This window comes from Pseudomonas serbica (assembly GCF_028823535.1).
Lineage (GTDB): Bacteria > Pseudomonadota > Gammaproteobacteria > Pseudomonadales > Pseudomonadaceae > Aquipseudomonas > Aquipseudomonas serbica.
Genome location: NZ_JAQIYM010000006.1, coordinates 367,349 through 374,847 on the forward strand (window position 1 = coordinate 367,349; position 7,499 = coordinate 374,847).

The window sequence follows — 7,499 nt, forward strand, 5'->3', positions numbered from 1 at the left end:
CTCCGTTAACGTGTTGCGCACGCGGATAATTGAGGGGCGTCGAACTGGCCGGCCATCCAGCCACCGACATCGGTCAGACGGGTGTCGACGGTGGCCTTGAGCGGCGATAGCTGTCCGCCGCACAAGGCCCCAAGGCGGTCGCTGATCTGGAACAATTCGTCGAGGTCTTCGGAGATCACCAGGATCGCCGCGCCGGCATCACGCAGAACAATCAACGCACGGTGAATGGTCGCGGCCGCGCCGACATCCACGCCCCAGGTCGGGTGCGCGGCCACCAGCAACTTCGGCTGTTGAAGAATTTCCCGACCCAGGATGAATTTCTGCAAGTTACCGCCGGAAAGGCTGCGGGCCAGTGCCTGGGTACCGGCTGTCTTGACCCCGAAGCGGCGGATGATGTCTTGCGCCAGCGCCTGGACCTTGCCGCGCTGGATCAGGCCCTTGCTCACCAGTCCTTGCTGGAAGGCGGTCAGCAAGGCGTTGTCCGCCAGACTCAGGTCCGGTACGGCGCCATGCCCCAGGCGTTCGGCGGGGACGAAGGCCAGTCCGCGCTGGCGTCGGGCATCGGGACGTAAATGCGCGACCGGTTCGCCGCCGAAACGGATGGTTGCACCGTTATTGCGCCCCAGCCGTTCTTCGCCGCTGAGCAGTGCCAGCAGCTCATCCTGACCATTGCCGGCGACACCGGCGATACCGACTATCTCACCACTGTGCACGGCAAGGTTGATGGCCGTGAGCGAACAGCCGAACGGGTCCGGGTTGTGCCAGGACAAGCCTTGTATGTGCAAAAAGACCTCGGATCCCGCCACTTTCGGGTAATCGGTGATCAGCTCCGCCGCATCGCCAACCATCAGGCGCGCCAATTGCCGGTCCGAGTATTCGGCCGGCGTGCAATGCCCGGCCACTCGCCCGCCGCGCAACACGGTGGCGCTGTGGCACAACGCGCGCACTTCGGCGAGTTTGTGACTGATAAACAGAATGCTGCAACCCTCGGCGGCCAGTCGGCGCAAGGTCACGAACAAGTCGTCGGCCTCCTGGGGCGTCAACACCGAGGTCGGTTCGTCGAGAATCAACAGGCGAATGTCCTGCATCAGGCAACGAATGATTTCCACCCGTTGCCGCTCGCCAATGGACAGGCTGTGGACAAGTCGCTGCGGCTCCAACGCCATGCCGTAGCGTTGCGACACTTCACGAATTCTGCGTTCAAGCTGATGGGGCGTGCCTGCCGTCGGGCCCATGGCCAGTGCGATGTTTTGCGTCACGCTCAAGGTTTCGAACAGCGAGAAGTGCTGGAACACCATGCCGATGCCCAGGTCGCGAGCCTGGGCCGGGTTACGCAGGGTTACCGGCTGTCCATGCCAGAACATCTCACCCGCGTCGGCGTGCACGACGCCGTAGATGATCTTCATCAGGGTACTTTTGCCCGCGCCGTTTTCGCCGAGCAGGGCGTGGATTTCACCCGGTGCGATGGTCAGGTCGATGGCATCGTTGGCCAGGCAGCCGGGGTAGCGTTTAGTGATCCTGCTCAGTTGCAGGCGGGGCGTCGGATCGGCAATGGGCATGACAGGCTCGGTTCGATTGAGTGCATGCCTGTGGATAAAGCAATTTTCTGGCCATCAGGTCAGGAAATTTGCCTGGCCCCCATGCGCCAGGCCGCTGTGCGAGCTGCGAGGCTGAAAGCCCTTGTTAACCGGGCACCACATAAGTGCAGGGCGGTTGAGCCGGCTCCGATTTTGCGCGCGGGGGTCTTGATCAAAAAATGAGCACTGGACGGCAAGCCATGCCGGATAGGCTGCCGCGCCAGCCATGAACGGGTTATCCACAGATTGCTCCACAGTATTTGTGCGCAAGCTCAAGGGACGGGCATAAGGGCAGGGCGGCTATCTCCTAATAGTGCTAAACCACTCTAACTGATTGTTTTTAATTGGATTTAACGGATTGAAGGGCGAAATGGACGAAAAATGAGCAAACCCCGCAAAGCCGCATGACAGAAGGGTTACAGCGTTATGTGCTCAGGTTATCCACAGCCGGGTGCACAGCGGATGTGGGCAACTATGGAATATGCAAAAAAAGCGCATGCCCCAAAAGATCGCAGCCTGCTTTTTCAACGCTGCAACAAAATCCGCCCGCGACTCAAATCGGCCAAATGCTTTTGCAATGTGTCGATCTGCCCGGCACCCACCGCCAATTGCAAGTCAACGCCATTGGCCGTGAAATCCTCTTGCACCACCAGGCCACCGAGTTCCGCGACCCGAAGCTTGACCAGCGCCAACTCACCGAACGCACAGGCGCACCGCACCGGCACCCGGCTGATCAACTCAACCTTCGGCGCCGCTTGCAGGCATTTGTTGGCCCCGCCGCCATAGGCCCGGGCCAGTCCGCCGGTGCCCAGTTGAATGCCGCCATACCAGCGAATCACCAGCACGGCGACCTGGTCACAGTCCTGTGCATCGATGGCCGCCAGGATCGGCCGGCCGGCCGTGCCGCCTGGCTCACCGTCGTCGGTACTGCGGTATTGATCGCCAAGCTTCCACGCCCAGCAATTGTGCGTAGCGTTCGGATCGCTGTGTTGGGCGATGAAGGCCTGGGCTTCGGCGGCACTGCCGATCGGCGCGGCCAAGGTGATGAAGCGGCTTTTGCGAATCTCTTCGCGGTATTCGCAAAAGTCGCTGAGGGTAAAAGGCATAGTGGTCTTAGAGAGAGGGTGTCAGGCCGCAGCCTTTGAGAATGATACGGATCAGGTTGTTGCCGGCGTCTTCCATGTCCTGCTTGGTCAGTTTGCTGCGTCCGCTGACCCGGCAGATCTGCGTGGCGAAGTCGGCGTAATGCTGGGTGCTGCCCCACAACAGGAAAATCAGGTGCACCGGGTCGACCGGGTCCATTTTGCCAGCGTCAATCCACGCCTGAAACACCGCGGCACGGCCCTGGAACCAGGTGCGGTAGTCCTGGTTGAAATATTCGGTCAGGCATTCGCCGCCGCTGATGACTTCCATGGCGAAGATTCGGGAGGCTTGCGGCTGGCGCCGGGAAAACTCCATCTTGGCGCGGATGTAGCGGGTCAGGGCTTCGGCTGGGTCGTCTTCAGCGGTGAGGGTATTGAAGGTGCTGTCCCACAACTCGATGATGTTGCTCAGCACTGCCACGTACAAACCCAGTTTGTTGGTGAAGTAATAGTGCAGGTTCGCTTTCGGCAAGCCGGCATTCAAGGCGATGGTGTTCATGCTGGTGCCCTTGAACCCGTGACGGGCGAACTCGTCCTCGGCGGCTTTGATGATGGTCTCTTCGTTCTTCTGACGAATGCGGCTGGCGGGTTTGCCGCTGTGAGCTGGGACTTCAAAGGTCATGGGCACTTCCGATCAAGTGAGGGATTGCAGGGCATGACGTTGATAGCGCACCCACTGGCTCCAGACAAGTCCCGATGGGATAAAACAACGGTCAACGCGTCGCGGCCAGGCTCTCCAGGAAGCTTTCCAGTACCAGATGAGGACGACGTCCCTTGCGGGTCACCGATGCCAGGCTGAGATCATAGAAGCGGGTTTTAGATTTCAGCGCGCGCAACCGGCCTTGCTGCACCCAAAGACTGGCGTAATGGTCCGGCAGGTAACCGATGTAGCGTCCGGTCAGGATCAGGAACGCCATGCCTTCGCGGTCCGATGCGCTGGCGGTGCAGTTGAGCGCCTGATAATGCGCCTGGATGTCTGCCGGTAATCGGAAGGTCGGGGCGATGGCGTCCTGGCTGTTCAGGCGCTCGTCGTCCAGTTGCTTGTCATCGACATAAAACAGCGGGTGGCCCACTGCGCAATACAGCAGCGAGCGCTCGCTATACAGCGGTTGATACTCCAGCCCCGACAGCGCACTGGCCTGCGGCACCACGCCGACATGCAGGCGACCGTCGAGCACGCCCTGTTCCACTTCGTTGGGCGCGATCATGCGGATCTGGATCTGCACGTCCGGACCTCGTTCCTTCAATTGCGCCAGGGCGTGAGTGATGCGCATGTGTGGCAGGGTGACCAGGTTGTCCGTCAGGCCGATGGTCAGCTCACCGCGCAAGTGCTGGTGCAGGCCGTTGACCTCGGTGCGGAAACTCTCCAGTGCACTCAACAGCTGCAACGCCGATTGATAAACCTCACGACCTTCTTCGGTCAGGGAAAAACCGGCCCGGCCACGTTGGCACAGACGCAAGCCCAGGCGCTGTTCGAGATCGCTCATTTGCTGGCTGATGGCTGAGCGACCGATACCAAGGACAGTTTCTGCCGCGGAGAAGCCGCCGCATTCGACCACGCTGCGGAAGATCCGCAGCAGGCGAATATCAAAGTCGCTGACTTGCGCCAGTGGATCGGGGCGACGGCTGGACATGCGCTTACTCTATAGTTTAGTCAGGGGCTGACTGAAGGTTAGAAAAGTTGGATTTCACCGACTTTATCCCCGTGGCAATTTAGCTGCAACAACGGTTTTCAATCCCTAAGCCGCTTATCGCCTTGCGAGGTTTGCCCCCATGAACTTGCCTGAAAACGCCCCGACATCCCTGGCCAGCCATCTCAAGCTCGATGCCCACTGGATGCCGTACACCGCCAACCGCAACTTTCAGCGCGATCCGCGCCTGATCGTCGGGGCTGAGGGCAGTTGGCTGATCGACGACAAGGGCCGCAGGGTCTATGACTCGCTGTCCGGTCTGTGGACTTGCGGCGCAGGGCACACGCGCAAGGAAATCCAGGAAGCGGTCGCCAAGCAATTGGGCACCCTCGATTACTCGCCAGGCTTCCAGTACGGTCACCCGCTGTCATTCCAGCTGGCCGAGAAAATCACCGACCTGACCCCGGGTAACCTGAACCACGTGTTCTTCACCGACTCGGGTTCCGAATGCGCCGACACCGCGGTAAAAATGGTGCGTGCCTACTGGCGCCTGAAAGGCCAGTCGACCAAGACCAAAATGATCGGCCGTGCCCGTGGCTACCATGGTGTGAACATCGCCGGTACCAGCCTCGGTGGCGTGAACGGTAACCGCAAGCTGTTCGGCCAGGCGATGATGGACGTCGATCACCTGCCACACACCTTGCTGGCGAGCAACGCGTTCTCCCGTGGCATGCCGGAGCAGGGCGGTATCGCCTTGGCTGACGAACTGCTCAAGCTGATCGAACTGCACGATGCTTCGAACATCGCTGCGGTGTTCGTTGAACCTATGGCCGGCTCCGCTGGTGTACTGGTTCCGCCGCAGGGTTACCTCAAGCGCCTGCGCGAGATCTGCGATCAGCACAGCATCCTGCTGGTATTCGACGAAGTGATTACCGGTTTCGGCCGTACTGGCAACATGTTCGGGGCGGACACCTTCGGCGTGACCCCAGACCTGATGTGCATCGCCAAGCAAGTCACCAACGGCGCGATCCCGATGGGCGCGGTGATTGCCAGCTCCGAGATCTACCAGACGTTCATGAATCAGCCGACGCCTGAATACGCGGTGGAATTCCCCCACGGCTACACCTATTCCGCACACCCGGTGGCGTGCGCTGCCGGCCTGGCAGCACTCGACCTGCTGCAGAAGGAAAACCTGGTACAGAGCGTCGCCGAAGTCGCACCGCATTTCGAAAACGCGCTGCATGGCCTGAAGGGCACCAAGAACATCATCGATATTCGTAACTTTGGCCTGGCGGGTGCGATCCAGATCGCGCCACGTGACGGCGACGCCATCGTGCGTCCGTTCGAAGCGGGCATGGCCTTGTGGAAAGCAGGTTTCTACGTGCGTTTCGGCGGCGACACCCTGCAGTTCGGCCCAACGTTCAACAGCAAGCCGCAGGACCTGGATCGCCTGTTCGATGCGGTCGGCGAAGTGCTGGGCAAGATCGACTGATTCTCCTTCTATACATATGAACAACGGGCGCGCCAATCAGAGCGCGCCTGTGGACAACTTTCCAGGAGCTTCCATGAGCGTTATTCCGCATTTGATCAATGGCGAACTGGTGACCGAAAACGGTCGCGCGGTCGATGTGTTCAACCCGTCCACCGGCCAGGCTATTCACAAATTGCCGCTGGCGACCCGCGAAACCATCCAGAGCGCCATCGACGCCGCCAAGGCTGCATTCCCGGCCTGGCGCAATACGCCACCGGCCAAACGTGCCCAGGTCATGTTCCGCTTCAAGCAATTGCTGGAGCAGAACGAAGCGCGCATCTCGCAATTGATCAGCGAAGAACACGGCAAGACCCTTGAAGATGCTGCCGGTGAACTGAAGCGCGGTATCGAGAACGTCGAGTTCGCTTGTGCGGCGCCGGAAATCCTCAAGGGCGAATACAGCCGTAACGTCGGCCCGAACATCGATGCATGGTCCGACTTCCAACCCTTGGGCGTAGTGGCCGGCATCACGCCGTTCAACTTCCCGGCCATGGTGCCGCTGTGGATGTACCCGCTGGCCATCGTTTGCGGCAACTGCTTCATCCTCAAGCCCTCCGAGCGTGACCCGAGCTCGACTTTGCTGATCGCCCAATTATTGCTCGAAGCCGGCTTGCCGAAGGGCGTACTCAGCGTGGTGCACGGTGACAAGACGGCGGTGGACGCACTGATCGAAGCGCCGGAAGTCAAGGCACTGAGCTTCGTGGGTTCGACGCCGATCGCCGAGTACATCTATAGCGAAGGCACCAAGCGCGGCAAGCGCGTCCAGGCCCTGGGTGGTGCGAAGAACCACGCGGTGCTGATGCCGGATGCGGATCTGGACAACGCTGTCAGTGCACTGATGGGCGCGGCTTACGGTTCTTGCGGTGAGCGCTGCATGGCCATTTCGGTAGCCGTGTGTGTCGGTGACCAGGTCGCAGATGCGCTGGTAGCCAAATTGGTTCCACAGATCCAGGCGCTGAAAATCGGTGCTGGCACGTCCTGCGGTCTGGACATGGGCCCGCTGGTCACCGGTCAAGCGCGAGACAAGGTCAGCGGTTATGTGGAAGACGGCGTAGCAGCCGGTGCGACCCTGGTAGTGGACGGTCGTGGTCTGACCGTGGCCGGTCATGAGGAAGGATTCTTCCTGGGTGGCTGCCTGTTCGACAATGTCACCCCAGAAATGCGCATCTATAAAGAAGAGATCTTCGGGCCGGTGTTGTGCGTTGTTCGGGTCAATAGCCTGGAAGAGGCGATGCAACTGATCAACGATCACGAGTATGGCAACGGCACCTGTATCTTCACTCGTGACGGTGAAGCGGCGCGCTTGTTCTGCGACGAGATCGAAGTCGGCATGGTCGGCGTCAACGTACCGCTGCCGGTGCCGGTGGCTTACCACAGCTTTGGTGGCTGGAAGCGTTCGCTGTTCGGCGACCTGCATGCCTACGGTCCGGATGGTGTGCGCTTCTACACCCGCCGCAAGGCGATCACCCAGCGCTGGCCGCAACGTGCGAGCCACGAAGCTTCGCAGTTCGCTTTCCCTAGCTTGTAAGTAGAAGGGAAAAGAAGGCCGACCCAACGGGTCGGCCTTTTGTTTTTTGGGGCTTTGATAGCTCTATGACAGTTTTGTGAAAAATAGGTG

The 7,499-nt window shown here is 60.2% G+C and carries 6 protein-coding genes; 2 read left to right on the forward strand and 4 right to left on the reverse strand.

Features of this window, described 5'->3' with window-relative positions; genetic code table 11:
- Positions 1-5: 5 nt before the first annotated feature.
- From NQL71_RS12455 to NQL71_RS12470, 4 genes are all read right to left on the reverse strand, one after another.
- The gene (locus NQL71_RS12455; RefSeq protein ID WP_274642712.1) at positions 6-1,559 is read right to left on the reverse strand and encodes an ABC transporter ATP-binding protein; all 1,554 of its coding nucleotides are present in this window, start codon (positions 1,557-1,559) and stop codon (positions 6-8) included.
- Positions 1,560-2,101: 542 nt separating this feature from the next.
- The gene (locus tag NQL71_RS12460; RefSeq protein ID WP_077185309.1) at positions 2,102-2,683 is read right to left on the reverse strand and encodes an IMPACT family protein; all 582 of its coding nucleotides are present in this window, start codon (positions 2,681-2,683) and stop codon (positions 2,102-2,104) included.
- A 7-nt stretch (positions 2,684-2,690) separates the two neighbouring features.
- Positions 2,691-3,341 carry a TetR/AcrR family transcriptional regulator gene (locus tag NQL71_RS12465; RefSeq protein ID WP_077185307.1) on the reverse strand — a complete coding sequence of 217 codons (651 nt, stop codon included), beginning with the start codon at positions 3,339-3,341 and terminating at the stop codon, positions 2,691-2,693.
- Positions 3,342-3,432: 91 nt separating this feature from the next.
- Entirely contained in the window at positions 3,433-4,353 is a 921-nt protein-coding gene (locus tag NQL71_RS12470; protein WP_046816443.1) for a LysR family transcriptional regulator, read from the reverse strand.
- A 139-nt stretch (positions 4,354-4,492) separates the two neighbouring features.
- On the opposite strand from NQL71_RS12470, the gene aptA reads away from it, so the two are divergent.
- Together aptA and NQL71_RS12480 are read left to right on the forward strand one after the other, a co-directional pair.
- The gene (aptA, locus tag NQL71_RS12475) at positions 4,493-5,842 is read left to right on the forward strand and encodes an omega-aminotransferase AptA (protein ID WP_274642713.1); all 1,350 of its coding nucleotides are present in this window, start codon (positions 4,493-4,495) and stop codon (positions 5,840-5,842) included.
- A gap of 73 nt (positions 5,843-5,915) precedes the next feature.
- Entirely contained in the window at positions 5,916-7,409 is a 1,494-nt protein-coding gene (locus NQL71_RS12480) for a CoA-acylating methylmalonate-semialdehyde dehydrogenase (protein WP_046816441.1), read from the forward strand.
- Positions 7,410-7,499 lie beyond the last annotated feature (90 nt).